Source organism: Mycobacterium sp. PTI7 (genome assembly GCF_056679845.1).
Genome location: NZ_CM155252.1, coordinates 1,004,661 through 1,030,349, shown reverse-complemented (window position 1 = coordinate 1,030,349; position 25,689 = coordinate 1,004,661). Strand labels below are relative to the sequence as shown.

The following is a 25,689-nucleotide window of genomic DNA, read 5'->3' as shown; positions in this document are numbered from 1 at the left end:
CGTATTTCCCACCCACGCGTCGCCGCTGAGGCCCTGACCGCTGGGAAACCGCTGAAAGATCAACTCGGCTGTTACTTTTTACGAGTGCCGTTCCCACGCCCGCGACCGGGTCCCGTCGTCGCCGGCATGGCCGTCCTGGCGGCCACGGTGACCACCGCCCTGGGCGGCTGTGGCGCCGACGCCGAGCAAGGCTCCGCGTCCGCCGCCGACGCCCCCGTGACGAGCACCACCAGGGTGGCGGGTGCCACCGTCCTGGGAAATCAGCGCCGCCCCGACGAGTCGTGCGCACCCGAGCCCGCACCCGTCGACGAGGGCCCCGAGCGCCGGGAGGTCCGGCACGCGGCGGGCACGTCCGAGGTGCCCGCCGATCCGCAGCGCATCGTGGTGCTGTCCGGTGATCAGCTCGACGCGCTGTGCGCGCTCGGTCTGCAGTCCCGCATCGTGGCGGCGGCGACGGCGGACGACACCCGGACCCAGCCGTCCTATCTGGGCCAGGTGGTCCACGACGTGCCGGCGGCCGGCGTACGGACGGATCCGGACCTCGACGCCGTGCGCGCGGCGAAGCCCGACCTGATCCTCGGTTCCGAGGCGTTGTCGGGCCAGGACTACGACCCGCTGTCGGCCATCGCACCGACGGTGTTCACCGGACCGCCGGGCGTCGCCTGGCAGGACACCCTGCGCACCGTGGCCGAGGCGACCGGCCGCGGCGGTGCGGGCACCCGTCTACTGGAGGGGTTCGACGCCGACGCCAAGGCCACCGGGGTCCAGAACGATGCCACCCACTACCAGGCGTCGGTGGTGCGGCTCGGCGAGGACACCATGCGGATCTCCGGCGTCGACGACTTCGCGGGCAGCGTGCTGCGCGCGGTGGGCGTCGAACGTCCCCCGGCGCAGCGCTTCAGCGACGAGCCCTACCTGGAGGTCGGCACGTCCGACCTGGGCGACGCCGACTTCTCGGCCGCCGAGGGCGACATCGTCTACGTGTCGTTCGACTCCTCCGCGGCCAAGGATCGAGCGCCCGACGTCATGGACAGCGACGCCTGGCGCCGGTTGTCCGCCACGCGCGACAACCGGGTGTTCGTGGTCAACGACGAGGTGTGGCAGTCGGGCGAGGGCATCGTCGCGGCGCGCGGCATCCTCGCGGACCTGCGGATGCTGAACTCGCCGATCAACTAGCGGACGCCCCGTGCAGCGCCTGCTGGCCGAACTGGCCCAGGCCCAGCGAGCCCTCGGGCAGGACGAGGTCGCCGCTGTCGAGTCGGCGGCGCAGGTAGGCGAACGACTGCGCGGTCTGGGCGAACAGGTGCTCGCCGGCACGCAGCGGCGCCCGTTGCGGACCGTCGCCGGCGAACTGCGGCAGTGGTCGCACCTCGGTGTAGTAGTCGACGTTGAAGAACAGCGGGAACGAGTACCGCTCCTCGACCACCTTGCGCACCCGGTGACTGGTGGCGACGAAGGCGCCGTTGGTCCACAGCTCGAGCAGGTCGCCGATGTTGACCACGAACGTGCCGGGCACGGGCGGGACGTCGATCCACTCCCCCGCCCCGTTCATCACCTCGAGGCCGGGCGCGGTGGGCTTGAGCAGGGTGAAGCACTCGTAGTCGGTGTGGGCGCCGATGCCGATGGCGTCCTGCGCCTCCGGGTTGAACGGGTAGTGGACGAGCCGCAACTGGCTGGGCGTCTTGGTGGCGTGCCGGGAGAACACGTCGGGGTCCTCGCCGAGCGCGACCGCGAACGCCCACAGCAGCCGCTGACCCACGTCGAGGACGGCGTCGTAGTAGGCGGTGACGGCCTCGGCGAAGCCGGGAAGGTCCGGCCACGCGTTGGGACCGAGCATCGGGTTGCCGGCGAGGTGGTCCGGGTCGTCGGCGGGCAGGTCGAGCGCCGTGTCGAATGCCTCCTTGAGGTCGGGCGTCCCGTTCTCGACGCCCTCCTCGCCCACCGGCACGTAGCCCCGGTGACACGTCGAGTGTCCGATGTAGCTGCGCATCTTCTCCTCCAGCGGGAGGGCGAAGAACGCCGCGGTGGCGTCGAGCATGCGGTCGAACAGCGCCTCGTCGACACCCGAGCCACTGACGTAGAGGAAGCCCACCTCGCGGGCCGCGCGGCCGATCTCCGCGGCGACGCGTTCGCGTTCGGCGCGGTCGGTCGATCGGAGACCGCTGATGTCCACGACCGGTACGGTGGTGAAAGACGTTGCCCCATTCATTGATTCACTGTCCCTTCGTATTCGTCGATGATCCAGCGCACGCCGTTGGCACGGATCTGGTTGCTGCCGAAGCGAAGATCGGCCCAGCGCGGGCCGCCGACCTCGTCGATGACGACCACTCCGCCGCCCGCCCAGCCGAACAGCGGCCCGGACCGCACGACCAGACCGCGACTGCCGTCGGGGCCGCGCACGAACACCGCTCCGCACGGCGAGGTGGGTCCCGGATCCCGGGCCCAGTGCTCGACGTAGTCCTCGTGGACGCCGGTCTCGACGAGGGTGTCGCCGTCCCAGTGCATGGCGCCGGCGTCGGGGAACGGTCCGGGCGGTTCGACCTCGACGTCGCGATGCCACTCGAACACGTCGCCGCGCTGGCGCAGCGTGCCGGCGAACCCGCGCGAGTCGACGTACGCCGTCGGCCCCTGCAGCCAGAGCACGCCCGTGCTGGCGTCCCGCGAGCCGTCCGCGCCGACGAGCAACGTGCGTCGCCAGAGGCCCGTGCAGTCCGCTGCCACGACCGTCGTCACGACGACTCCTCCCATCGTTCGCGCATCCGGATCCATCCGTCGGGGGTCGGGGTGCCGAGCGCGCGCACCCGCGCGATGCCGCCGTCGGGGTAGGCCTGCACGCGCAGGGCGGTGATGCCGCGCGCGTCGACGGTGAACACCTGCCGCGCGTCGGCGGCGAGGCGCGTTCGTGGAAGCACCTCGACGTCGAACGGCACCAGCGCCCAGCCGTGTTCACCGTCGGGGCCGCCCTGGCTGCCGAGGATCGAGACCTCGGGTGAGGCGTTGAACACGAAGTACGACGTGTCGACCTCGACGCGGCGGAGGTCGGCGGCGGCCGCGAAGGAGATCAGCACCGCGTCGTGCGTGTCGGGACCCACGTCACGGCGCCTGCGGGTCTCCCAGCCGTCGCCCATGTTCCTCGGCCGGCCGGGGGCGATGAGGGCACCGGCGTCCGAATAGAAGCCGTCGCTGCACCATTGGACGCGGCCACCCTGCTCCAGACCCGACATCTCCACGGTGACGTCGGACCACGCGTCGGGGTCGGGGATCACCTCGCCGTGGACGCGCAGCCGCGCCACCCCGCCGTCGGAGGACAGGCGCAGTCGCACGTGGGTCCACCGTCTCCGGTCCGTCACGACGATGGCGTTGTGCGCGTCGGCCTTCAGTACGGTCTCGTCGGCCAGCGCGGTCCACGCGACGTCCGGGTCCGTGGCGTCCGCCGTCTGGGTCAGCACGCACGCGTCGATGCGGCAGGCCGTCGGGTGGTTGCCGGAGAAGGATCGGGTGTCCACGTCGACCGAGCGGATGCGGCCCGGCGCACCCAGCCGGACGATCGCCCAGTCGCCGTCGGCACCGGCGTGCCTGCGGGTCTCCCAGCCGTCGACGACCTCGCCGCGCAGGTCGTAGGTCCCGGGCACGAACGCGGGCTCCGCCGGGTCGACGAGACGTTCCTTGACGCCGAAGGATTCGTCGCTCGCGGCGATGACGCTGCCGCCCACGGCACGCGACGCCAGATCCACCTCGGTCACGAGACGCCACGTCCCAGCGCGGCGGAGATGGGCCAGTGGCTGCGCGGGTTGTCCGGTCCGGGCGCGTAGACGCCGACGTTGCTGGTCGACAGGCCCAGGTGCACGACGGCCTGTGCGAGCGCCACGGCCGCGGCGACGCCGTCGACGGCAGGCACTCCGAGTTCGGCCGCGATCGCCGCCGTCACCCCAGCCATCCCCGCGCAGCCGAGGCAGATCACGTCCGCTCCGTCCTCGGTCACCGCGCGGGCCGCCTCCGCGACGATCGCCCGCACGGCACCGTCGGGATCGGCGTCGACCTCGGCAGTGCCCAGCCCGCACGCCCGCACCGACGCGCAATGCGCGGCGAGACCGGCCAATTGGAGCCGGTCCTGGATCGGGGCGATCGAGCGGCCCAGCGTGGTCACCACCGAGAACCGGCGCCCGATCAGGTGGGCGACGTGCGCGGCGCACTCGGCGATGTCGAACACCGGCACCACGAGCATCTCGGCCAGCGCATCCCGGCCGTGCTCGCCGAAGCCGGCCAGCACGACGGCGTCGAAGTCGAACCGGCCGCCGTCGAGCAGGGTCGCGACGACGTCCATGACGGCGACGGCCGACAGGTAGCTCTCCGCGGCCGAGTCGATCGCGGACGCACCGAACGGTGCGGGCAGCGCGACGATCTTGGTGTCCGGTGCCGCGGCAGCCCGCGCCGCGGCGAGGATCTCGGCGGTCATTGACGGCGACGTGTTGGGGTTGAGCACCAGGATCCTCATGCCGGCTCCGGCACCCGGGCGTAGACCGAGGTCCCCGCCACCCAGGTCTGGTGGACCGCACCGCGCAGCGCGATGCCGTCGTAGGGGCTCACCGGGTGCCGGTGGCGCAGGGTCGAGGCGTGCACCACCTCCTCGGCATCCGGGGCGAAGGCGCACAGGTCGGCCCGCAGTCCCACGGCGATCCGGCCGCGGTCGGCGAACCCGGCGAGGGCGGCGGGCCGCTCCGAGGTCCACCGGCTCAGCTCCGGCAGCCCGATTCCGCGCGCCGACGCCTGCGTCCACGCCGCCCGAGGGCTCACCTGCAGTGAGCTGATCCCACCGAACACGCGGCCGAAGTCGCCGTTGCCCTTGAGGTCCGGCGTGCAGGGCGAGTGATCGGACACGATCATGTCGAGGGTGCCGTCGCGCAGGCCTGCCCACAGCAGGTCGCGGTTGGCCGCACCGCGGATGGGTGGGCACGCCGCGTACTCGACGCCGCCGTCGGGCACCGTCTCGGCGTCGAACGTCAGGTAGTGCGGGCAGGTCTCGGCGGTGATCGCGACCCCGGTGCGCTTGGCCGCCGCGATCGCGGGCAGCACGTCCGCGCTCGAGACGTGCACGACGTGTACCCGCGCTCCGGTCGCGCGGGCCGCGTCGATCACCAGGGCGACGGCGTCCTCCTCGGCCGCGTCGGGTCGCGACCGGAGGAACGACGCGTAGTCGGTGCCGCAAGCCGGCGGGCTCGCCTCGATGAGACGGTGGCTCTCGGCGTGGACGAGGAGAACCGCGCCGAGCGCGGCCATCTCGGCCATCGCCGCGCGGAACGCGGCCGGTTCCAGATGGGGGAAGTCGGGGTTGCCGGAGTCGGCGAGGAAGCACTTGAACCCGCGCACCCCCGCGGCGGCCAGCGGCGCGAGCGCACCGACGTTGTCGGGGACGACGCCACCCCAGAACGCGACGTCGACGCGGCAGTTGCCCCGTGCCGACCGGCGTTTCGCCTCGAGCGCGGCGACGGTGGTGGTGACCGGCACGGAGTCCAGCGGCATGTCCACCAGCGTGGTGATGCCCCCGGCCGCCGCGGCGGCAGTCGCCGTCGCGAACCCCTCCCAGTCCGTGCCGGGATCGTCGACGTGCACGTGGGTGTCGACGAACCCCGGCAGCAGCACGGTCTCCGGCGGCAAAGTCACCTCGTGCGTCGCCGTGAACCCGGCGTCGAGGGGACCGACGTCGACCACCATGCCGCCGACGATCCCGACCGAGGCGGGCCTGATCGCACCGTCGAGCAGGACGCGTTCGGCGCGCAGCACCAGGTCCACTCAGGCTCCGAACCGGTCGTGGAAGTGCGTCGTCATCTCCGGCCACACGTGCGGATCGTGGCCCGGGATCAGCGGATAGCCGTTGTCGGCGGCCAACTTCTTGAGCCTGCGGATCGGCTCGACCGTCTCCTCGGGCGCGACGTCGATGAAACCGCCGATCGCCGACTCGTTCTCGATGTTCTCGGTCAGGTCGGCCGCGTCGAACGCGAACACGTAGCCGTCCGGACCGTCACCGCCCGTCACCGATTCGTCGAGCCGGACCACGAAGCTCTGATGGCCCGGCGTGTGCCCGTAGGTGGGCACCGCCGTGATCCCGGGCGCGACCTCCGACTCACCGTCGGCGAGCTGCCAGTCGATGTTCGGATCGTCGAAGTCCACCCGGAAGATGGCGTGCTTCTCCGGTTCCGGGTGGTTCGACAGGCCGTACTCGAGTTCGCGGCGCTGCGCGTGCACCGGCACCTTGCCGGCGAACAGCTTGAGGCCGCCGGCGTGGTCGGTGTGCAGGTGGGACACCGCGACCAGGTGGATGTCGTCGACGTCCACGCCGATCTTCTCGAGCGACTCCTCGATCGGCTCCCCCGGACCCGGCAGCACCGGCTGATACTCCACGCTCGGGTAGTACCGGCGACGCAGGTACGGGTCGCGGATGAGCGCGGTGTTGAAACCGGTGTCGAGCAGCACCCACCCGCCGTCGGTCTCCAGCAGCACACCGGGCACGGGCTCGCGCATGGTCTGGTCCGCGGGCGCGCCGTGCACCGACACCGACTTCGGCAGGTCCTCCCAGCCGAGGGTCAGGAGGACGATCCGGCGCACGCCGCTGCGATGGACCAGCGTCGCCATCAGCCCGCCGACAGTTCGAACAGCCGCAGCGAGTTCGGGTTGGTGACGACGTGCGCCTGCTCGACGCCCTTCAGCCACGGCTGCGCGACCACGAAGTCGTCGACGTCGGCCATGTTGAGCCAGCAGCCGGTCTTGGTCGCCTCCAGGGCGGCGGTCGAGAACGGTTGCGGCTGGCCCGTGTTCAGGCCCTCGGCCAGCGCCGCGGTCACGGGCGGGGCCGAGCAGCCGAGGTAGTTCAGGCCGCCGTCCGGGTCGAACGAGATGTGTCCCCAGGTGTAGGGCGAGGGCGCGTCCGGCCAGGCCGTCGCCGAGAAGATCTCGGGCGCCGTCTGCCCGTCCGTGCCGATCCAGCCGTAGATCTCCGACGTCGGGTAGCTCTGCACCTTGGCGGTGAGACCCGCTGCGGCGAGCTGAGTCTGGATCAGGTTGCTGATCAGCTGGTTGTCGGGGTTGGACGAGTCGTAGCCGATGGTGATCGACTTCTGGTCCGCGGGCAGATTCGCGGCGAGCCCCGAGAGCACCGACGGATCGTGGGTGACGTCCTGCTTGGCGAACTCGGCCGCCATCATGTTCGGCGGGTACACCTGTTCGGCCTTCTTGCCGCGGCCGAAGTAGGTCTGCTTCACCAGTGCGTCGACGTCGATGGCCTGCATCACCGCGTTGCGCGTGGCGACGTCGGTCATCATTCCCTTCCGCGGGTTGAGGTACAGGTAGTTCGACATCATCGTCGGCAGTGAGTAGTGCGCGAACTTGTCGTCGTTCAGGTACTGCTCCACGGCCGAGGACGGCAGGTCGTGCATGATCGCCGCGATCTGCCCGTTGTTGAACTGCAGCTGCTGGGCGGACACGTCGGTGATCACGGGGATCTCGACCGTCTCGAAGTACGGCTTGTCACCCCAGTACTGCGGGTAGGAGGCGAGTGCGTAGCGCGACCCCACCTCGGCCGCGGTCAGCGTGTACGGACCGGTGCCGAGGTCGTGGTTGGTGAGGTATCCCTGCGCGTTGTCGCCGCCGGCGTTCTTCTTCAGTCCCTCCGGACTGACCATCCGCGGGCCGTAGGGCGAGGCCATGTAGTCGAGGAACGCGGAGTTGGGCGCCTTGAGCGTGATCGTCGCGTCATAATCGCCCTGCGTCGTGACCGATTCGACGTCCTTGACCATGTAGGCCGGGCCCTGGTCGACCGCGAGGCGCCGGTCGAAGGAGGCCTTGATCGCCGCGGAGGTGAACGGCGTGCCGTCGTGGAAGGTGACGCCCTGGCGCAACTTGAACGTGAACACCCGGTGGTCGGGAGACTCGGTCCACTCGGTGGCCAGCAGCGGCTCGATCTCGGGCGAGGCGGTTCCGCCCTTGTACTGCAGCAGACCCTCGTACAGGTTGGTCGTGAGGAGCAGGCCCTGGCCGGCGTAGAAGATGTCGGGATCCGGTGGCTGCCCCGGATCCTGCAGGAACGACACGTGCAGCACCTTGTCCGTGGGTGCGGCGTTCGGCGTGCCGCCGCCGGAATCGGAGCCACCGCACGCGGTGAGCGCCAGCACCGTCGTGGCACCCAGCGCGGCGAGGACCTTGAGGCGACGGATCATCGTGCGGCTCCTTGGAGTACGGGGGCGGTGAGCGCGGCGAACGCCTCGAGGATCTCGTCGGTGGTGCGCATGGCACCGCTCTGCAGGTACTCCATCGCGTCGAGCGCCGCGTCGTGCCGGTACTGGGTCGACCCGCCCACGCAGTCGGTCACGACCCGGACGTAGAAGTCACGCTGGTGCGCGTCGGCGAAGGTGTAGTGCACGCACACGTCGGTGAGACCGCCGACGAGGATCAGCGTCGAGGCCTTCAGCCCCGACAGCACGATCTCGAATTCCGTTCCGATGAAACCGGAGTAGCGGCGCTTGACGATGTGGAACTCGTGGTTCGGACCGTCGAACTTCGGCAGCAGCGCCGGGTGCAGCGGCGTGCCGGGCCGCCCGTCCACGCAGTGCTCGCCCTCGACGCCGTCGAGTTCGCGGCCGAAGTCGATGCCGCTGGGCCGGTGTACCTCCTGGAAGAACACGATCGGCAGTTCCGCTGCCCGTGCCGCCTCGATCAGGCTCTGCGCCCGCTCGATCCGTCCGTCGTAGCCCGGCATGTGCTCGATGCCCACCTCCTCGGCGGGCATGTCACCGGCTTCCTGCATGTCGACGACCACCAGAACGGGGTTGCCCACGATGAGCGGTTGTTTCGGCACTTATCCTCCTGTGACTGCGATGCGTGGATCAGCGGCCGCCTGGAGCAGGTCGACCGCCGTGTTGATGAACACGTAGAGGGCGCCGAGCATCAGCGTGACACCGGCGATGGCCGGGAAGTCGGCGACGGGGATGCTCTGCGCGATGTACTGCCCGATGCCCGGCCAGCCGAACACCTGCTCGACGACGAGGACGCCCGAGAACATCAGGCCCACCTGCAGTCCCGTCATCGACAGTGCGGCGCCGACGGAGTTGCGCAGGATGTGGCCGGCCATGATGCGGCCCTCCGACAGGCCCTTGGCCCGTGCGGTGCGGGCGTAGTCGCTGTCCATGTCGCCGATCAGGCTGCTGCGCAGCACCCGGCCGATCGCGACGGCAGGCCCGATCGCGATGACGAATCCCGGCAGCAGCAGGTGGTGGATCGCGTCGGCCATGACGTCGAACCGAAAGTGCAGCAGGCCGTCGACGGTCAGCAGGCCCGTCGGACCATCCGGCAGATCCGTGATCGACGTGCGGCCGTTGGCCGGGACCCAGCCGAGCTGCTGGTAGAAGACGATCAGGCCGAGGATGCCGAGCAGGAACATCGGCGCCGACGACCCGGTGAACAGCACCGCCCGTAGGAGGCCCGCGCCACGCCACCGCAGGGTGGTGCTGAACGCGAGCAGCACGGCCAGCAGGATCGCGATCGCGAGCCCGAACAGCGCGAGTTCCAGGGTGGCGGGTAGGAAGTCGCCGAGATCGCTCAGGACCGAGTGCCGCGTGCGGTAGGACGTGCCCAGGTCTCCGCTGACCGCGCCGGTCAGGTAATTCCAGAACTGCGCGAGCAGCGGTTCGTTGAGCCCGAGGGCTTCTCGGCGTGCCGCGACGGCCTCGGCGGAGGCCTGCGCGCCGAGCTGCGCCTTGACCGGGTCGAGCGGCGAGATGTGCTGGAGCACGAACAGGACGCCGGTCAGTGCGATGAGGATCGCCACCATCGCGCCCACCCGGGTCGCCACGAAGGTCTTCACCGGCCATTCCCCTTCATGAGATTCCGCAGACAGTCCCCCGCCACGTTCCCGATCAGCGCGAGCACCAGCACGCCGAGACCAGGCATCACCGGAATCCACCACTGCTGCAGGAAGTAACTCAGGTTGCGCGCGGAGTCCGCGCCCAGTTCCGGTGCGGGCGCGGCGGCCCCGAGGCCGAGGAACGACAGGGCGGCCAGGGTGAGGATCAGGGTGCCGATGTCGAGGCTGGCCGCCACCACCGCGTTGGGCACCGCGCCGGGCAGCAGGTGCCGTCGCGCGAGCCGGATCGGGCCGACGCCGGCGAGCCGTGCGGCCTCCACGTGGGGACGCGCCGCGAGCCGCACGATCTCGCCGCGCACCAGCCGGGCGTAGAACGGCCACCACACGATCGACACGGCGATGAGGGTGTGCAGGAAGCTCGGTCCGAGTGCGGCCACCACGGCGATCGCGAGAACCGGTGCGGGCAGCGACAGGAACGCGTCGGTGATGCGCATCAGCACCGTGTCGACCCAGCCGCCGAGGGTGCCCGCGACGAGGCCGACGAGACCGCCGAACAGGAGACCGATCGCGACCACCGCGAGTGCGGCGAACCAGCTGGACCGGGCGCCGTAGAGCACCCGGGACAGGATGTCGCGGCCGATGGAGTCCGACCCGAGCAGGAAGCCGTCCTTGCCGGGCGCCTGCAGCGGCATGCCGACGGGCAGCAGCGGGTCGTGCGGGGCGATCAGGGGGACGGCGACGGCGACGAGCGTCACCAGGATCACCAGCGAGAAGCCGACCCAGTTCACGATCGACGACGTCGACTCGGGCAGTGCCAGCAGGCGGCGTCCCTCGCGGCGGCGTGGCAGGGGTGCGGCCGGTAGCGCGATTGCCATCTAGACGGCCCTCCGTTCGATGCAGGCCACCTGGTGCGGATTGCCGGGCACGCCCTCGAGGCGCACGTCGAGGTCCGCGCCGCCGCAGGCGTCGACGGCGATCGGACAGCGCGGGTGGAAGGCACAGCCGTCCGGCGGGGACAGCGGGCTTGCGGGTTCGCCTGCGAGGATCCGGGATTCGCGGCCGATGTCGGGGATGGAGTCGACGAGGGCCTGCGTGTACGGATGGGTGGGGTCGCCGATGACGCGCTCGGCGGGCCCGACCTCCACGATTCGGCCCAGGTACATCACCGCAATCCGATCGGCGACCACGCGGGCCACCGACAGGTCGTGGGTGACGAACACGACCGACATGTCGAGGCTGCGCCGGAGGTCCCCGATCAGGTTGAGCACCGACGCGGCGAGCGAGACGTCGAGTGCGCTGGTGGGCTCGTCGCACAGCAGCACCGAGGGCGGCACCACCGTGGCACGCGCGAGCGAGACCCGTTGCCGCTGACCGCCAGACAGTTGACCGGCGCGTGACTTGGCGACCTCCGCGGGCAGCCCCACCCGCTCGAGCACCTCGATCACGGCGGCCTTGCGCTCGGCTCGCGACATCGACGTGCGGCGCAGGCGTTCGGCGATCAGTTCGCCGACCGACAGCCACGGGGTGAGCGAGGCGCCGGCGTCCTGGAAGACCATCTGTGGGCGCTCACCGCCGGCGAGGTCGACGGTCCCCGACGTCGGCTTCTCGAGTCCGGCCACGACGCGCAGCAGCGTCGACTTGCCCGATCCGCTCTCGCCGACCAGCGCCACCGACTCGCCGTGACCGACGCGCAGCGTCACGCCGCGCAACGCCTGCAGCTTGCCGTGATTGGTTCCCGAGCGGTCCAGCCAGCGCCGGGCCACGGTGAAGGACTTGGTGACGTCCTGCAGTACCACCGAGGGCGGCTGTTCGGTGCGGGTGGTCTCGGCGAAGGGCTCGGCGGTGGTGGTCGACGCCGCGCCGAGTTCCTCGGCGACCGTGTCGAGCGGCCGGATGCAGGCGCTGACGCGGGCGGGTCCGACCGGGACGGGAGCCGGTGGCGCCGTGGCGCAGTCGTCGGTGGCCAGTGCGCAGCGCGGCACGAAGGCACATCCCGGGAGCGGGGTCACCGCACTGGGCACCGACCCCGCGAGGGCGGCGAGCTTGCGGTCCCTGGCTGTGTGCAGCGTCAGCCGCGACCGCAGCAGTCCGTGAGTGTACGGGTGGGCGGGCCGGCCGAGGACGTCCTCGGTGGGGCCGATCTCCGCGATGCGGCCCGCGTAGAGCACGGCGATGCGGTCGGAGATCTGCGCGGCGACTCCGAGGTCGTGGGTGATCAGCACGATGCTGCAGCCGATCTCGTCGCGCAGCCGCTGCAGCAGTCGCAGCACCTGCGCCTGCACCGTGACGTCGAGGGCGGTGGTCGGCTCGTCGGCGATGATCAGCTCCGGGTCGCCGGCGATGGCGATGGCGATCATCACGCGCTGGCGCAGACCGCCGGAGAGTTCGTGCGGGAAGGCCCGCATCCTGCGTTTCGGATCGGGGATGCCGACGGCGGTGAGCAGCCGCAGCGCCTCCACGTCGCTGCCCGCCGCCTCGGCGACCTGCCTGCCGATCCGCATGGTCGGGTTCAGCGACGTCATCGGATCCTGGAACACCGCGCCCAGGTCGAGGCGGCGGACCTTGCGCTGCGCCTTGGCGTCGCCGTCGACCATGTCGGAGCCGACCACCGACACGGTGCCGTCGACCCGGGCGCTCGCGGGCAGCAGGCCCAGCAGCGTGAAGCCCAACACGCTCTTGCCGGATCCGGATTCGCCGACCAGGCCGAGGATCTCCCCCGGCGCCACGGCGAGCGACACTCCCCGCAGCGCGTGGACGTCACGACCGTTGCGGCGGAACGTGACCCGCAGGTCGGCGACGGTCGCGACGGGATCGGGTGTCGACGGTACCGCAGCGGCCGCCACGGCGGGCGGGTCGACTGCGGAAACGGCGATGCCCATCGAGCACTCCCGGGGTGAGTTGGGGTGGCCTGCCTGTGACGACACCGTCGGCTGGCCTGTCACTTGACAGTTTTCCCGGGCCGGCGGCGCGGTGGGTGTCGCTGGCGTAACCAATTGACGACCCAGGTAACCGATGCGTATCGCGCGTTTCTGTCGTGTGACAGAAACCAGGGAGCTTCCGTTACGGGCCGTCGATGGTCCACGATGGGTGCATGCCGATGACCCGCGCCGGGCGTCCCCGACTGCACACCCAGCGGCGCCCGGGCACGACCGCACGCGACGAGATCCTCGACGCCGCAGGGGAATTGTTCACCACGCTGGGCTATACGCGCACCTCGACGAGGTCGATCGCGGAGTCGGTCGGCGTCCGGCAGGCGTCGCTCTACCACTACTTCAAGACCAAGGACGACATCCTCTGCGCGCTGCTGAGCCAGACCGTCGCTCCCACACTGTCGTTCATCCCGACGCTGCTCGGCGCGGAACCCGCCCTGACCGCCGCCGAACACCTGCATGCGCTCGCCATGTTCGACGGCGACCAGCTGATGTCCGGCCAGTGGAACCTCGGTGCGCTGTACTTGCTCCCGGAGCTGCGCGACGCCGGCCTGGAACCGTTCTGGTCGGATCGTGAACGTCTGCGACTGCACTACCTCTCGGTGAGCAGCGCGGTGGTCGATCGGACCGGCGTGCACCTGGCCGCCGCGGACCTGCCCTTCCGGCTGGTCGAGTCGCTGGTCAACATGTGGACGGTGCCCAGCGGTCCGGAGCGTTCGGAGTTGCCCGTCCACGTCGCCGACGCCTGCCTGCGGGTGCTCGGCATCCCCGACGAGGCCACCCCGGCTCTGCGCGAACGCAGCCTTCGCGAGGTCGAGCGCTACACGCGCGAGGCGTCCGACGCCTGATCCGCCAGGTACGCCGGCCAGTTCCCGAAGTGCGAGATGTCGACACCCGCGCGCCACGCGTCGAGCGCGCACCCGAAGCCGACGACCTCCGAGCCGTCGTCGAGCGTCACCCGGCCCAGCGCCATCGGCGCGGGCAGTGCGGCCAGGAACTCACCGAGCATCGCGGTTCCCACCAGCCACAGTTCACCGCCGATCGACGTGCCCTCCTCGGGTCCGACCCGCACCAGCCCCGGCTTGGGTGGCGTCGTGTCGAGTCGGGCGAACCGGTACAGCGGCGCGGTGCGTGCCGGGCCGGCCCATCGGGCGCCGCGGTCGGTGAGCTGCCAGGCGAGCGGCTGACCACGCAGGTGCGCACCGACCACCATGAGCAGCGTCGCGGAATGGCCTGCGCGCGTGGGCCATGGCGCGGACGAGCCCGAGGTGCCCGCCGCCCCCGGCGCCGCCACCGACGGAACGGGTTCGGTGACCAGCCGTGCGACGTCCATCGCCACGGCGTCGGCCCCGGCTCTGGCGACCACCGTCACGCCGAACTGGTCGTCGCCCGCGGTACCTGACGGCACGGCGACCGCACACAGGTCCATCAGGTTGCAGAAGTTGGTGTAGACGCCGAGTCGCGAGTTCACGGCGATCGGATCGGAGTCGACCTCCGCGATCGTCGGGTGCCCGGTGGTGGTCGGTATCAGCAGCGCGTCGCAGCCGTCGAGTCCGGCGAGGGCGATGGCCGCGAGATCGTCGAGCCTGCGGCGGTCGCGCAGCAGGGTCGTCGCCGACACCGCACCGGCGGCGGCGATGATCGACCCCACCGTCGGGTCGACCTCGTCGCGGTGCGCGTCGACGAATTCGCCTACCGCGTCGTGCCTCTCGGCCACCAGGCCGCCGTCGTAGAGCAGTCGCGCGGCCTCGAGGAACGGGGCGAGGTCGACGTCGCGTGGCGTCGCCCCGCGCGCTGCGAGCCGGTCGCGGGCGGCGCCGAACGCGGCGCGCCAGGACTCCGGCAGCGCGGGCAGATCGCGCGGCACGGCGACCACCGGCACGTCGGGCGCGGCCAGCGGCGCGGTCGCCGGGAACGCACGGGTGCCCGGACCGCCGGCCATCGCGCCCATCGCGGCGTCCGCGGTGTCGAGGTCGCGGGCGAACACCGTCACGCAGTCGTAGGACAGGCAGGCAGGGACGACGCCGTCGGTCGACACCACGCCGTAGGTCGGCTTGATCCCGACGATGCCCTGCAGTGCCGCGGGCACGCGGCCGGATCCCGCGGTGTCGGTGCCGAGTGCCACGTCGACGAGGCCGAGTGCGACGGCCACGGCGGACCCCGCACTCGACCCGCCGGAGATGCGATCGGGGCGGCGGGCATCCCGCACGGCGCCGTGCGGGCTGCGCGTCCCCACCAGACCGGTCGCGAACTGGTCGAGGTTCGTGGCGCCGACCACGACGGCGCCGGCCTCCTTCAGCCGGGCAACGGCCGTGGCGTCGGCGGTGGCGGGTGCCGTGGCGTACGACGGACAGCCCGCGGTGGTGGGCACACCTGCCACGTCGACGTTGTTCTTCACCGCCGCGGTCAGCCCGGCCAGCGGCAGCTCCGCGCCGGCGGCCACCGCGGCGTCCACGGCCTCGGCGTCGGCGAGCGCATCGGCCAACGGACGCAGGGTGATCCAGATCTCGGGCCGGTCGGCGGCGACGATCGCAGCGTAGGTGGCGCGCACGCGGTCGACCGCGCTCACGCGGGAATCCCGGTGACCTCGGCGCTCGACGGCCCGACGACCACCAGCGGCGCGCCCGGGTCGACCTGGTTGCCTGCCCGGACGAGCACGCGGGCCACCGTCCCGTCGGCCGGGGCGGTCACGACGGTCTCCATCTTCATGGCCTCCAATGCCAGTAACGCCTGTCCGGCCACCACGTCGTCACCCACTTCGACGTCGACGCGCCACACGCTCGACGCGAACGGGGCGTCCACCCGCTGCTCGCCGTCACCGAGTTCCAGGTCGGACGTCACCGGGATCGCCTGCGCCTGAGCGCGTTCCGCGCGATCGAATTCGCCTGCGGCGGCCCAGGCCGCGCGTTCGGCACCGAAGGCCGCCGACTGCCGGGCGCGGAACTCCGCGATCGACGCCGCGTTCTCGGCAAGGAACCGTTCGTGGTCGGCGAGGGAGAACGTGCCGTCCGTGACGTCCACCGACCCGCGCCCCGCCGCGAGGTCGGCACGCAGGTCGAGCAACTCCTCGGCCGACACGGGATACCAGGAGATGCGGTCGAAGAAGCGCAGCAGCCATGGGGTTCCGGCCTCGAACGGCGCGCTGTGCCGGTACCTGCTCCAGACCTGGGTGGTGCGGCCGACGAACTGGTAGCCGCCCGGTCCCTCCATACCGTAGATGCAGAGGTAGGCGCCGCCGATGCCGACCGAGTTCTCCGCGGTCCACGTGCGCGCCGGGTTGTACTTGGTGGTGACGAGCCGGTGCCGCGGATCGAGCGGCGTGGCCACTGGGGCGCCGAGGTAGACGTCGCCGAGCCCCAGGGTCAGGTACTCGGCGGCGAATACGACGTCCATCACGTCGGCCTGGGACTCCAGACCGTTGACGCGGCGGATGAACTCGATGTTCGACGGACACCACGGGGCGTCGTCCCGCACGCCCGAGACGTAGCGGGCGATGGCCTCGCGCGTGGCCGGATCGTCCCAGGACAGCGGGAGCCGGACCGAACGGCTCGGCACCACCAGCTCGGAGGTGGCGGGCAGCTCGTCCTCCAGGTCGGACAGCAGGCCGAGGAGGCGGTGCATGGGCAGCCGGTCCGGGTCGACGTGCACCTGCAGCGAGCGGATGCCGGGCGTGAGATCCAGGATGCCCGTTACCGTCCCGTCGGCGAGCGCCGACCGCAGTCGCTGGTGCAGGGCGTGCACGCGGGCGCGCAGAGCGAGGTCGAGCACCATGTCTCCGTACTCGACGAGCACGTTGTCGTCGCCGTTGCGCCGGTAGGTGACGGCGGGCGCACCCTCGCTCGAGCGGCGGCCGAGAACGCCGTCATCCCCGTCCCCACCGGTGCGCGGGACGAACGGCCATGCGGCACAGACGTTCTCGACGTGCCCGCGCGACGGCGCGTCGGCCGCCCGGATGGGCACGAACCGGACCGTGTCGCCGGGACGCAGCTGCCCGAGCTTCCACCGGTCGGCCCCGACGACGGTGACCGGGCAGGTGAAGCCGCCGAGGCTCGGTCCGTCGGGTCCGAGCAGGATCGGGGTGTCACCGGTGAAGTCGAGGGCACCCACCGAGTAGGCCGTGTCGTGGATGTTCGACGGGTGCAGCCCCGCCTCTCCGCCGTCGGGTCGGGCCCACTCGGGTCGCGGGCCCTCCAGGCGGACACCGGTGCGCGCCGAGTTGAAGTGCACGCGGTAACGGGCGTCGTAGAGCGTGTCCACGTCGGCGCGGGTGAAGAACTCCGGAGCCCCGTGCGGCCCCTCGGTGACGGCGAGTTCCCAGTCCGACGGCATCGCGGGCCGCGTCTCGACCGGGACGGTGGCGCGCTCCCCCGTCGCCGTCGTCGCCGCGCGGAGGACGTCGCCGACCACAAGCTGGCGGCCGCCGTGCCCGCCGAACCTGCCGAGCGTGAACGTCGACGCGCTGCCGAGATAGGCGGGGACGTCGACGCCGCCGGCGACCAGCACGTAGGTCCGCAGGCCCGCGGTCTCGGCGGCCCCGACGTCGAGCAGCCCACCGGCGGGAACGTCGACGGGCTCCCACATGGGGACGGAGACGCCGTCGACGGTCACGACGCAGTCGGCGCCGGTGATGCAGAACGTGGTCGGATGCGTCACGCGCAGCTGCGGTCCCGACGCCGTGCACTCCAGACCGGGCGCGCCGTCGGGGTTGCCGAGCGCGCGGTTGCCGAGCCGGAACGACAGGTCGTCCATCGGTCCGCTGGGCGGCACGCCGACGTCCCACATGCCGATCCGGCCGGGCAGGTCCTGAACGGTGGTGAGCAACCCGGGACGCTCGACGGTGATCCGCGGGCGAGGGTCGGTCACGTCGGCGAGGGTGGCGGTGCTGTGCGTCGCGGCGCGCACGGCGGGCACGTCGACGGCGGCGCGCAACATGCCGACGTTGACCTCGATGCCGTGCAGCACCGTGTGATCCAGCGCGTCGCCCAGCGCGTCGAGCGCGCCGTCGCGGTCGGCGGCGACGGTGATCACCTTGGCGAGCAGCGGATCGTAGGACGCCGACACCTCGGTGCCCTGCTCCACCCAGGTGTCGACGCGCACCGCGGCACCGGACGGGAACGTGACCGCGGTCAGCGTGCCGGTGCTCGGCCGGTAGTCGCGCGAGGGGTCCTCGGCGTAGATCCGCGCCTCGACGGCGTGGCCGACGACGGGTACCGCGCCATCGGGATGGGCTGCCAGCAGGTCCTTCTCGCCGCGGGCCAGCCGGAGCATCCAGCCCGCCAGGTCGACGCCGGTCACGGCCTCGGTCACCGGGTGCTCGACCTGCAGCCGCGCGTTGACCTCGAGGAACGACGCCTCGCCGCGACGGGCGTCGTAGACGAATTCCACGGTGCCCGCGGAGCGGTAGGAGACCGACTCCGCCAGCGCGCGTGACGACGAATGCAGGTGCGCCCGAACGTCGTCGGGCAGTGCCGGCGCCGGGGCCTCTTCGATCACCTTCTGGTTGCGGCGCTGCAGGGAGCAGTCGCGGTCGCCGAGCGACACGATGCGGCCCGCGCCGTCGCCGAAGATCTGCACCTCGACGTGCCGGGCGTACTCGACGAACCGCTCGACGAACACCCCGGCCGAACCGAAACTGCGCTCCGCGAGGCGTGTCACGCGATCGAACGCGGCGCGCAGCTCGTCGGCGGAGCGACAGACCTGCATGCCGATGCCACCGCCGCCGCCGGTGGCCTTGAGCATCACGGGGTAGCCGATGGTCTGCGCTGCCGCGACGGCGTCGTCGGCGCCGTCGAGCAGGTCCGACCCGGCGAACACCGGGACGCCTGCCGCGATGGCCGCCGCGCGGGCGGTGTGCTTGGTGCCGAACACCCGGAGCTGGTGCGGGGTGGGGCCGACGAAGGTCAGACCGGCGCGCTCGACGGCCTCGGCGAAATCGGCGTCCTCGGAAAGGAATCCGTAGCCGGGATGGATCATGTCGGCGCCGGTCGCGATGGCGGCCTCGACGATGGCGTCGGCGCGCAGGTAGCTTTCGCTGGGTGCGGCAGGGCCCAGCCGCACGGCGTCGTCGGCGAGGCGGACGTGGGGTGCGCCGCGGTCGGCGTCGGAGAACACCGCCACCGTCCGAATTCCGAGCACCCGGGCCGCCCGCACCAGCCGGACGGCGATCTCGCCGCGGTTGGCGACGAGCACCGTCTCGCTCACGAGGCCACGCCCGGCCGGGTCACGATCATGCGCACGGGCGTCGGGTCGAAGGCGTTGCACGGGTTGTTGATCTGCGGGCAGTTGGACACCAGCACCAGCGTGTCGACGTCGGCGCGCAGGGCCACGCGCTTGCCCGGTCCGGACAGTCCGTCCACGATGCCGAGCGCGCCGTCGGGGTCGACCGGCACGTTCATGAACCAGTTGACGTTGCTCGCGAGGTCGCGCGCACCGAGACCCCAGCGCGCGCCCTCGATGAGGAAGTTCTCCATGCAGCCGTGCTGCGCGCGGGTGTGCTGGCCGTAGCGCAACGTGTTCGACTCCTTGGAGCAGGCGCCGCCGAGGGTGTCGTGGATGCCCACCTCGTCGTCGACGACGGTCATCAGTGCGGCACCCGTGTCCGCGCGGAGCACCGATCCCGTGGTGAGGGCGATCCGGCCCTGCCGCGCGATGGTCTCCTGCGCGGAGTAGCGCACCGAGGTGTCGTCGGCCGCGTACAGGAGGCAGTCCACCGCCTGGTTGCCGTGCAGGTCGACGATCGTCAGTACGTCCCCGGCGGTGACGACGGCCGACCACGGTGCGCGGGCGGCGACCGGTTCGTCGAGGACGACGCGGCCGGCGACGAGCGCGCTCACAGGGCACCTCGGGCGGCCAGATCGGCGTCGGTGTTGGCGACGGCCTGAGCGTGTTCGGGCCCGAGCGGTCCGACGAGGGTGCCCGCCGTCAGCCGGTCGAGGTCGGTGGGGGCGGGCCAGGCGTGCACGCGCAGCGGCGAACACGTGAAGTCGGGCCGCGGATCCAAGGGGTGGGCGGTGTTCGCGAGCAGGACGATGGCGTCGACGTGGAGCAGGAGGTCGACCGTGCCGCCCGGGCCGGCCGAACCGGTCCACCGCAGCGACCCGTCGGCGTCGACGCGGACGCCCTTGAAGAACGAGACCGTCCCGGGTAGGTCCCGCGGTCCCAGGCCGTGTTTGAGCGCGCCGAGCAGGAGCAGCTCGCGTCCCGCCGGGGATGGCGATTCGGGCGCCGCGGCGCCGTACCTGGCCTCGTTGCCCGCTCGCGTGGTGGTGCCGGCGAGGGCGTCGTGTGCGGCGGAGGTGTCGGCGACCACGGTCGCCAATACCCGGCCGAAGCCGCTCAGCAGCGGATGTCCCGCGCCGAGGTAGGCCTGCCACGGGACCTTGACGGTGTCGGCGACGTTCAGCCGCTCGTGCGCTCCGTCCGCGCGGTGCAGCATCAGGTGGGCGCAGGCATCGCCGACGGCGTCGGTCAGCCGGATCCGGGTGCCCCGCGCCAGCACTGCGGTCGAGTATCCGCCCGCCGCAACGGTTTCCGACCACGTCAGGGAGCCGGCCGGGACGTCCTGCGGCGCGGTCGGACTGACCGTCGCGGGGACGTGCCGCATCTCGTCGGCCACCAGTCCGTGCTGGGCTCGAGCGTGGGCCTTGGCGCCCGCCGTGGTGGCGGTGGCCGATTGGCTGGTGAGATCGCTGGTCACGACACCTCCGGTTCCCGTGCGATCGATTTCTGTCATCCGACAGTTTTCGGGGTTCTCGGGCTCCGGTGGTTGCCCCCGTGTAACCGATCTCGGCGGACTCGTTAACAACGCGCGACGGGTGTGTCTGTCATGTGACAGGTATTCCGGGCCGTCCACGTCGCGCCCCCGGCCCGCGGCCCTCCCGGCCGTAGCCGTCACCGTGCGCCACCAGCGTGAACGGGCGAGAATGGGATTGCGGGACTAAAACCCCCGCGATCTGCCGTTGAAGCACGTACGGGGCTCGATGCTGCGCCCTTTTTCATTACCTTCGCTAACAGTGTGGCGAAGATCCCGTTTGAAGATGGAAGCGAAGAGGCACGTAGAAGACATGACCACGACCGTTAACGCATATGCCGCCACCGCCCCCTGGGGCTCCGACGCCCCCTTGACGCGCACCACAGTCGAGCGCCGCGACGTCGGACCGGCCGAGGTGGCCATCGACATCAAGTTCGCCGGCATCTGCCACTCCGACCTGCACACCGTCAGCGGCGAGTGGGGCGACGTCACCTACCCGATCGTCCCGGGCCACGAGATCGCCGGTGTCGTCACCGAGGTCGGCTCCGACGTCACCAAGTACGCCGTGGGTGACCACGTCGGCGTCGGCTGCTTCGTCGACTCCTGTCGCGAGTGCGACAACTGCAAGTCCGGCGAGGAGCAGTACTGCACCAACCCCGGCATGATCGGCACCTACAACGGCATCGGCCGCGACGGCAAGCCCACCCAGGGTGGCTACAGCGACGCGATCGTCGTCGACGAGAACTACGTGTTGCGCATCCCGGAGTCGATTCCGCTGGACAAGGCCGCACCGCTGCTGTGCGCCGGCATCACCACCTACTCGCCGCTGCGCCACTGGGGTGCAGGCCCGGGCAAGCGCGTGGCCGTCATCGGACTGGGTGGCCTCGGCCACCTCGCGGTGAAGATCGCCAAGGCGCTCGGCGCCGACGTCGCGGTCCTGAGCCAGTCGCTGAAGAAGATGGAAGACGGGCTCCGCCTGGGTGCCTCCGAGTACTACGCCACCAGCGACACCGACACGTTCAAGAAGCTGCGCGGCTCGTTCGACCTCATCATCAACACCGTGTCGGCCAACCTCGACATGTCCGACTACCTCGGCCTGCTCAAGCTCGACGGCACGCTGGTGGAACTCGGCATGCCCGAGAAGCCGATGCCGGTGCCCGCGGGCGCATTGATCTTCGGGCGCCGGAGCCTCTCGGGTTCGTTGATCGGCGGCATCGCGCAGACCCAGGAGATGCTGGACTTCTGCGCCGAGCACGACGTCGCGCCCGAGATCGAGGTCATCGACGCGTCGTACGTGAACGAGGCCTACGAGCGGATGCTCGCGAGCGACGTGCGCTACCGCTTCGTGATCGACAACTCGACCATTTAGTCCTTCCGACTGCTGCGCGGGCGGGGTTCCTCCGGGGACCCCCCCCGCGTCGTCGTTGGCGGGGGGACGTGTCGGTGGGCGGCGGTAGTATCGAACACATGTTCGACGTGCTGGACTTCGACCCCACCTCGGTGGACGAGGCCGGCCTCATCGAGCACATCGAACGGCTGGAACGCCTCAAGTGCACCGCCGCCGCCGCACAAGCCCGGGCCACCGCCGCCCTCGACGGGATACGTCGCGCCGCCGAGGCCGAGCGCGGCGTCCCGGCGTCCAAGCGCGGCAAGGGCCTGGCCTCAGAAGTCGCGTTGGCCCGCCACGACTCCCCCACCATGGGTGGCCGGCACCTCGGGTTCGCCCGCGCCCTCGTCCACGAGATGCCGTACACGTTGGCCGCGCTGGAGCAGGGTGTCCTCTCCGAATGGCGGGCCACCCTGATCGTGCGCGAGTCGGCCTGCCTGGACGTGGAGGACCGCAGGGCGCTGGACGCCGAACTGTGCAGTGATCTGGCAGCGTTGGCGGGCAAGGGCGACAAGCGCATCGCCGCGGACGCCAAGAAGATCGCCTACCGCCTCGACCCGCACGCCGTCGTCGACCGCGCCACCAAGGCACCCGGCGAACGCGGATTCTGGCTCCGGCCCGCCGCCGACGGCATGGTCTGGGCCACCGCCCTCCTGCCCCTCACCCCGGGCGTCTCGGGCTACGCCGCACTCAAGCGCGAAGCCGACACCTGCGGCGACGGCCGCGGACGCGGACACGTCATGGCCGACACCCTCGTCGAACGCGTCACCGGCCGCCCCGCCGACGTCCCCGTCCCCATCACCGTGGACCTCGTCATCACCGACGAAACCCTGCTCGGTGGCGACACCGAACCCGCCCGGATCCCCGGCCACGGACCCATCCCCGCCGCCGTCGCACGCCACCTCGTCACCGACGCCGTCGCCGACGCCCGCTCCCAGGCGACCCTGCGGCGGCTCTACCGCCACCCCCGCAGCGGGGCACTGGTCGCCATGGAATCCCGAGCGCGGCTGTTTCCCGCCGGGCTCGCGCGGTTCATCGAGCTTCGCGACGACACCTGCCGCACCCCGTACTGCAACGCCCCCATCCGCCACCACGACCACATCACCCCGGCCGCCCGCGGCGGACCCACCACCGCCGACAACGGCCAAGGACTCTGCGAGGCCTGCAACTACGCCAAGGAAGCACCCGGCTGGAACACCACGACCACCGTCGAGAACGGCTGCCATACAACCGAACTCACCACACCCACCGGCGCCACCCACTGCTCCCAAGCACCACCACCACCCGGCCGCCCCACCATCACCGTCCGCTACATGGACATCGCCAGATTCCGCATCGCCACCCGACGCGCCGCCTGAGCGCGCCCGTCAGAGCGCGGTCATGTCCAGACTGAAGCGGAACTCCACGTCGTTGCGCGCCAGCCGGTCGAAGGCTTCGCCTACCGCCGATGCGGGCAGCACCTCGACGTCGGCGGTGATGCCGTGCTTGCCGCAGAACTCCAACATCCGCCGGGTGGCCGGCCTGCCGCCACCGCCCGCGACGGTGAGGTTGCGCCCGAGCATCGCCAGCGGGTTCACCGACGTGGGGTCCAGGGCGCCCACCAGACACAGCGTGCCGCCGAACCTCAGTGCCATCGTGTAGCCGGAGACGTCGTGTGCCACGGCCACCGTGTCGATGATGAAGTCGTAGCGGCCCCGCGCCTCGGCCATCTGCTCCTCGTCGGTGGACACGACCACCCGACGCGCGCCGAGCCGCCGTGCCGCGTCGGCCTTGCCCGGTGACGTCGTGAACAGGTCGACGTCGGCACCGAGGGCCACGGCGAACTTGACGGCGAGATGGCCGAGGCCACCCAGCCCGACGACACCGACGGTCATGCCGGGCCCGATCCCCCACTGCTCCAGCGGTTCCCACACTGTGACGCCTGCACACATGAGCGGCGCGACGCCGGCCGGATCGAGCCCCTCGGGCAGGTGGTAGACGAACCCCTCGGTCACGACGTACTCCGTGGAGTACGCGCCGTGGGTGGGACGACCGTCGCGCCTGTCGACACCGCCGTAGGTGAGGGTGGGGAACTCGACGCAGAACTGCTCGTGCCCGCCGACGCACATGTGGCACACCCCGCAGGAGTCGACGATGTTGCCGACCGCGACCTCGTCACCGACGGCGAAGTCCCGCACCGCGTCGCCGACCGCGGCCACCTGGCCGACGAACTCGTGACCGGCCACCAACGGAAAGGCGTTGCCGTAGGCGGGTTCCCCGTGCCAGGCATGCAGGTCCGTATGACACACGCCGCAGTAGGTGACCCGGACCGCGACGTCGTCGGGGCGCAGATCGCGCCGCTCGAACTCCCATTCCGCCAGCGGCTGGTCGGCCGCGGGGGCGGCCAGTCCTCGTACTCGTCGCGCCATCGTGACTCCTCAAGTAAACCAACTAGTCTGTTTATCGTACGCCAGTTCCGGAGCGCTAGACCAACCAGTCGGTTTACACTCGGCCGATGCAGACGGCACCGACCCCTCGCGGCGAGGCGACCCGTCAGCGGCTGATGGACGCCGCCACCTCCGAGTTCGCCGAACGAGGGATCGCGGGCGCGCGCGTGGACAGGATCGTCGCGGCGGCACAGTCCAACAAGGCGCAGCTCTACCAGTACTTCGGCAGCAAGGATCAGCTCTTCGACGCCGTCTTCGAGAGCCACGTCGAGTGGCTGGTCGACGGGGTCCCGCTGGACGCGCAGGACCTGCCGGGATACGCCGTGGCCCTCTACGACATCTGCCTCGCCCGCCCCGCAATGGTCCGGCTCGCCGCGTGGATGCGACTGGAACGCAACCCCACCGGCACGCTGCTGCCCGACGGCCGGGACACGGAGAAGGTCCTGCTCATCGAGGCGGCTCAGGCGAGCGGCCACGTCGACCCGTCATCCGACCCGGTGGACGTGCTGTCCATGGTCACCGCGCTCGCACTGAGCTGGTCTCCGTCCTCCCTGCAGGTGACGGCATCGCCGCGCGAGCCGCGCAAGGTGCACGATCGCCGCCGGACGGCGCTGGCCGAGGCGGTACACCGCGCCTTCGCCGCGCCGCCTCGCAGCTAGCGGCCCCCTGTCACGTTGACAGGGACTCTCGTGGTCAGAAGACTCATCGGCGTGCCCACCACCCCGGGTGATGCCGGCCCCGCCCCGCTGCCACTGCGCGAGCGGCAACGCATCGCGCTGCGCGCCGAGATCCAGCAGGCTGCGCTACGACTGTTCGCCGCACAGGGTTTCGACAACGTCACCACCGAGGCCATCGCCGAGGAGGTCGGCATCTCGCCGAGTACGTTCTTCCGGCACGTGCCGAGCAAGGAGCACCTGCTCCTGGGAGTGACGCAGCGGGGGCGAGCAAGGATCGTCGCCAACTTTCACGCCCGCCCCCTCGACGAGGACGTCGCCGATTCACTGGCCGCGGCCATCCTCGCCCGCACCTCGCAGTTCGTGGACGACGACGCGACACTCGAATCGTGGCGCCGGGCAATGGCATCCGCGCCGTCCGAAATGCGTCGCGCGTCCCTGCTGAGCCGCGAGGAGTGCGACGAACTGATCGGCGCCGTCGCGGCGCGCATGCCGCACGCGGACGTCGCATCCGACATGCGGGCCGGCGTCCTGGTCCGCAGCGCCGTCGCCGCCGTCGAATACGCCTACGAGTGGTGGCTGAGCTACGGGCAGCGCGAATCCCTGCACGAACTCACCGAGCAGGCCCTCGATCAGGTCGCGCACCGGCGCTGACTCCCGCGACGGCCG

The 25,689-nt window shown here is 71.3% G+C and carries 22 protein-coding genes; 6 read left to right on the top strand and 16 right to left on the bottom strand.

Features of this window, described 5'->3' with window-relative positions:
• Window positions 1–126: 126 nt before the first annotated feature.
• Entirely contained in the window at window positions 127–1,176 is a 1,050-nt protein-coding gene (locus AC1MEY_RS04995) for an iron-siderophore ABC transporter substrate-binding protein (protein WP_480231303.1), read from the top strand.
• Here the strand turns inward: AC1MEY_RS04995 and AC1MEY_RS04990 are convergent.
• Genes AC1MEY_RS04990 through AC1MEY_RS04940 form a run of 11 tightly spaced genes read right to left on the bottom strand, consistent with a single transcriptional unit; the run spans window position 1,169 to window position 12,732 of the window.
• Entirely contained in the window at window positions 1,169–2,209 is a 1,041-nt protein-coding gene (locus AC1MEY_RS04990) for an isopenicillin N synthase family dioxygenase (protein WP_480229615.1), read from the bottom strand. The two genes, AC1MEY_RS04995 and AC1MEY_RS04990, sit on opposite strands and share 8 nt — an antisense overlap.
• Entirely contained in the window at window positions 2,206–2,733 is a 528-nt protein-coding gene (locus tag AC1MEY_RS04985; protein WP_480229614.1) for a hypothetical protein, read from the bottom strand. Before AC1MEY_RS04985 ends, AC1MEY_RS04990 begins: the two co-directional genes overlap by 4 nt.
• A complete protein-coding gene (gene alc, locus AC1MEY_RS04980; protein WP_480229613.1) occupies window positions 2,730–3,743 on the bottom strand; it encodes an allantoicase in 1,014 nt (337 codons plus the stop codon). Before alc ends, AC1MEY_RS04985 begins: the two co-directional genes overlap by 4 nt.
• Complete coding sequence (locus AC1MEY_RS04975; protein WP_480229612.1) at window positions 3,740–4,495, bottom strand: aspartate/glutamate racemase family protein; 756 nt, start codon at window positions 4,493–4,495, stop codon at window positions 3,740–3,742. Before AC1MEY_RS04975 ends, alc begins: the two co-directional genes overlap by 4 nt.
• Window positions 4,492–5,790 (bottom strand): allantoinase AllB, encoded by a 1,299-nt coding sequence (allB, locus tag AC1MEY_RS04970; RefSeq protein ID WP_480229611.1) that lies wholly within the window; start codon window positions 5,788–5,790, stop codon window positions 4,492–4,494. The genes AC1MEY_RS04975 and allB overlap by 4 nt, the downstream gene beginning before the upstream one ends.
• Window positions 5,791–6,630, bottom strand: coding sequence for an N-acyl homoserine lactonase family protein (locus AC1MEY_RS04965; RefSeq protein WP_480229610.1), 840 nt, complete (start codon window positions 6,628–6,630; stop codon window positions 5,791–5,793).
• Window positions 6,630–8,210, bottom strand: a complete 1,581-nt coding sequence (locus tag AC1MEY_RS04960; RefSeq protein WP_480229609.1) for an ABC transporter substrate-binding protein — start codon at window positions 8,208–8,210, stop codon at window positions 6,630–6,632. The genes AC1MEY_RS04965 and AC1MEY_RS04960 overlap by 1 nt, the downstream gene beginning before the upstream one ends.
• Window positions 8,207–8,848, bottom strand: a complete 642-nt coding sequence (locus AC1MEY_RS04955) for a cysteine hydrolase family protein (protein WP_480229608.1) — start codon at window positions 8,846–8,848, stop codon at window positions 8,207–8,209. Before AC1MEY_RS04955 ends, AC1MEY_RS04960 begins: the two co-directional genes overlap by 4 nt.
• Entirely contained in the window at window positions 8,849–9,853 is a 1,005-nt protein-coding gene (locus AC1MEY_RS04950; RefSeq protein ID WP_480229607.1) for an ABC transporter permease, read from the bottom strand.
• Window positions 9,850–10,728, bottom strand: a complete 879-nt coding sequence (locus AC1MEY_RS04945; RefSeq protein ID WP_480229606.1) for an ABC transporter permease — start codon at window positions 10,726–10,728, stop codon at window positions 9,850–9,852. The genes AC1MEY_RS04950 and AC1MEY_RS04945 overlap by 4 nt, the downstream gene beginning before the upstream one ends.
• On the bottom strand, window positions 10,729–12,732 hold the full coding sequence (locus tag AC1MEY_RS04940; RefSeq protein ID WP_480229605.1) for a dipeptide ABC transporter ATP-binding protein: 2,004 nt from the start codon (window positions 12,730–12,732) through the stop codon (window positions 10,729–10,731).
• 212 nt (window positions 12,733–12,944) lie between these two features.
• Here AC1MEY_RS04940 and AC1MEY_RS04935 point away from each other — a divergent pair, with 212 nt between their 5' ends.
• On the top strand, window positions 12,945–13,631 hold the full coding sequence (locus AC1MEY_RS04935) for a TetR/AcrR family transcriptional regulator (RefSeq protein ID WP_480229604.1): 687 nt from the start codon (window positions 12,945–12,947) through the stop codon (window positions 13,629–13,631).
• On the opposite strand, the gene atzF is transcribed toward AC1MEY_RS04935, so the two are convergent.
• The 4 genes from atzF to AC1MEY_RS04915 are packed head-to-tail and all read right to left on the bottom strand — an operon-like array spanning window position 13,604 to window position 20,515.
• Window positions 13,604–15,313 (bottom strand): allophanate hydrolase, encoded by a 1,710-nt coding sequence (atzF, locus tag AC1MEY_RS04930; RefSeq protein WP_480231302.1) that lies wholly within the window; start codon window positions 15,311–15,313, stop codon window positions 13,604–13,606. The two genes, AC1MEY_RS04935 and atzF, sit on opposite strands and share 28 nt — an antisense overlap.
• A 35-nt stretch (window positions 15,314–15,348) precedes the next feature.
• A complete protein-coding gene (gene uca / locus AC1MEY_RS04925) occupies window positions 15,349–18,984 on the bottom strand; it encodes an urea carboxylase (RefSeq protein WP_480229603.1) in 3,636 nt (1,211 codons plus the stop codon).
• On the bottom strand, window positions 18,981–19,616 hold the full coding sequence (locus AC1MEY_RS04920; RefSeq protein WP_480229602.1) for an urea amidolyase associated protein UAAP2: 636 nt from the start codon (window positions 19,614–19,616) through the stop codon (window positions 18,981–18,983). The genes uca and AC1MEY_RS04920 overlap by 4 nt, the downstream gene beginning before the upstream one ends.
• Window positions 19,613–20,515 carry an urea amidolyase associated protein UAAP1 gene (locus AC1MEY_RS04915; RefSeq protein WP_480229601.1) on the bottom strand — a complete coding sequence of 301 codons (903 nt, stop codon included), beginning with the start codon at window positions 20,513–20,515 and terminating at the stop codon, window positions 19,613–19,615. The genes AC1MEY_RS04920 and AC1MEY_RS04915 overlap by 4 nt, the downstream gene beginning before the upstream one ends.
• A 331-nt stretch (window positions 20,516–20,846) precedes the next feature.
• Between AC1MEY_RS04915 and AC1MEY_RS04910 the strand changes: the two genes are divergently transcribed.
• Entirely contained in the window at window positions 20,847–21,902 is a 1,056-nt protein-coding gene (locus AC1MEY_RS04910) for an NAD(P)-dependent alcohol dehydrogenase (RefSeq protein WP_480229600.1), read from the top strand.
• A 98-nt stretch (window positions 21,903–22,000) separates the two neighbouring features.
• Complete coding sequence (locus AC1MEY_RS04905; protein WP_480229599.1) at window positions 22,001–23,278, top strand: HNH endonuclease; 1,278 nt, start codon at window positions 22,001–22,003, stop codon at window positions 23,276–23,278.
• Window positions 23,279–23,287: 9 nt separating this feature from the next.
• On the opposite strand, the gene AC1MEY_RS04900 is transcribed toward AC1MEY_RS04905, so the two are convergent.
• Window positions 23,288–24,328 (bottom strand): NAD(P)-dependent alcohol dehydrogenase, encoded by a 1,041-nt coding sequence (locus tag AC1MEY_RS04900; RefSeq protein ID WP_480229598.1) that lies wholly within the window; start codon window positions 24,326–24,328, stop codon window positions 23,288–23,290.
• An 86-nt stretch (window positions 24,329–24,414) separates the two neighbouring features.
• Here AC1MEY_RS04900 and AC1MEY_RS04895 point away from each other — a divergent pair, with 86 nt between their 5' ends.
• Both AC1MEY_RS04895 and AC1MEY_RS04890 read left to right on the top strand, forming a co-directional pair.
• Window positions 24,415–25,005, top strand: coding sequence for a TetR/AcrR family transcriptional regulator (locus AC1MEY_RS04895; RefSeq protein WP_480229597.1), 591 nt, complete (start codon window positions 24,415–24,417; stop codon window positions 25,003–25,005).
• A 51-nt stretch (window positions 25,006–25,056) separates the two neighbouring features.
• Window positions 25,057–25,674, top strand: coding sequence for a TetR/AcrR family transcriptional regulator (locus tag AC1MEY_RS04890; protein WP_480229596.1), 618 nt, complete (start codon window positions 25,057–25,059; stop codon window positions 25,672–25,674).
• Window positions 25,675–25,689: the final 15 nt, after the last annotated feature.